Raw genomic sequence first — 1,575 nt, 5'->3', positions numbered from 1 at the left:
AAAAGTGAATTTTGAAAACTTACGGCCGCTACGAAAAAATAGAATAAAGCAGAAATAAAAACACAGGGAGAATCGTTTTCTCTGTGTTTTTATTTCTTAATAATATGTAAAAATATTCCTTAACGTACAATTTTCTTTTTTCGGTCGTGTGACCCCTAAAAAGAGGACTTTTCTCAGGTACACTATAAAAGAAAGGTTGATTCTAGATGGCAAATAGCTACCTAAAAACTCCTAACAGCAAGTATATTTTAACACATTTAACGATAAAAGAAAAAATGAACGTAACTATAAAGATTGCTTTAAAAAAGCGATATAATGCCATTTGTGAATGGTTTGGTATAGATAATTGCATTTCCTCACAACTCTGGTTTTTTGGTACCTTCGGACTATCTACTTTCATGATTGTTGCTACATATGTGATTTCTGGAATATGTTTTGGGTTTTAATTCTAATATTTTTCAACCTATACACTAAGGAGGAATTATTTTATGAATAAAAAATCTGTAAATGTAAAAATTGGGGATTCTGTACAATTTCGTTATCGTCATGATAATTCAGAAATATTAACTGGATCAGTAGTCAATGTATTAGCTAATACCATTGTTGTGGATGTCTCTGATTCTCCAAATAAGACCCCTGGACTAGAAGATCGACAACTTGTAAAGTTTGGTCAGTTTAAAAAAATTCAAAAACAAAGTATGCTCTTGGCACAATAGACTTTCCTTGTAACCAATTATTTTTTAGGGGGATATAGTATGAGGCCAAAATGCGGTGAATTTTTTCACTTTTCAAAAGATAACACTGTATACTTAGTTTTAGGTTACGCAAAAATGTTCGGTAATGAAGAACACGACTTTATTAACCTTAAAAGAATGAAAGACTCAACTACTATAACGCTTAGTGCCGATTTGTTTTTGCTCTATATACAAGCTGAAAAATTCGTAAAAGATAATGTATTAGTAACTAGTTAAATAAGATCACATTTAAACAAATCTTTCCCACCATATTTTCTTTTTCCAATAGTATGGTGGGAAAAACATAAAGGGTGAGAAAAATGAAAGGGAAAGAGGGAACGAAAGGCTTTTTTGTGTTTAGTAAGAAACATGGGAGGACTTATGTTTACTTAGTGCGTGCTACTTATAAAAATCAAAAGAAGAAAAATATCCCCTTGTTTTCATTTGGTCGATTAGAGGATGCTCTCAATAATATGTATGATTGGCGTGATAATTTTGATCTATTTCCTATACTTTTATCTGAGTTAGGATACTCCTGGGAAGATTTACACGAATGGATCTTAACTTTAGAGACTGGTTATAGCAAATATGGAAAAAAACTTTGCATAGCTAACGATTAGGAGGGGGTATGTATTATGGAGAACTATCTGAAAGAAAAACATCGAAGAGAAAAGTTAGAACAAATTTTCAACCGTACAATAAAAGGAGAAAGTTATTTCCAATGCGATTCTTTCAGGTGGAAAAATATCGTATTTAAACATTACAATAAAATTAAACGAAAAGAAATGAGTATAGAACAACTCGTTTCAATAATACAAAAAGAAGGAATAACATTTACACA

Annotated in this window: 4 protein-coding genes; all 4 read left to right on the top strand. The window is 31.0% G+C overall.

Annotated features, from left to right (window positions below):
* Positions 1-488 precede the first annotated feature (488 nt).
* Positions 489-716: a methyltransferase gene (locus ACQGS6_RS28150; RefSeq protein WP_426966006.1), complete on the top strand. Its 228-nt coding sequence runs from the start codon at positions 489-491 to the stop codon at positions 714-716.
* Between the two features lie 39 nt (positions 717-755).
* Complete coding sequence (locus ACQGS6_RS28145) at positions 756-971, top strand: hypothetical protein (protein WP_426966005.1); 216 nt, start codon at positions 756-758, stop codon at positions 969-971.
* A gap of 83 nt (positions 972-1,054) precedes the next feature.
* Positions 1,055-1,354, top strand: coding sequence for a hypothetical protein (locus ACQGS6_RS28140; protein WP_426966004.1), 300 nt, complete (start codon positions 1,055-1,057; stop codon positions 1,352-1,354).
* 15 nt (positions 1,355-1,369) lie between these two features.
* The coding region (locus tag ACQGS6_RS28135; RefSeq protein WP_426966003.1) for a hypothetical protein at positions 1,370-1,575 on the top strand (206 nt) is incomplete at its 3' end.

Origin of the sequence: Bacillus sp. GMs2/2 (assembly GCF_050172095.1) — a bacterium.
Taxonomy (GTDB): Bacteria; Bacillota; Bacilli; order Bacillales; family Bacillaceae_G; genus Bacillus_A; species Bacillus_A cereus.
Note: the sequence above shows the minus strand (reverse complement) of the source record. Positions and strands in the feature narration are given on the sequence as shown.

Coding starts and splice junctions, on each gene's coding strand:
- ACQGS6_RS28150 (WP_426966006.1), top strand. CDS start 489: ATGAATAAAAAATCTGTAAATGTAAAAATTGGGGATTCTGTACAATTT.
- ACQGS6_RS28145 (WP_426966005.1), top strand. CDS start 756: ATGAGGCCAAAATGCGGTGAATTTTTTCACTTTTCAAAAGATAACACT.
- ACQGS6_RS28140 (WP_426966004.1), top strand. CDS start 1,055: ATGAAAGGGAAAGAGGGAACGAAAGGCTTTTTTGTGTTTAGTAAGAAA.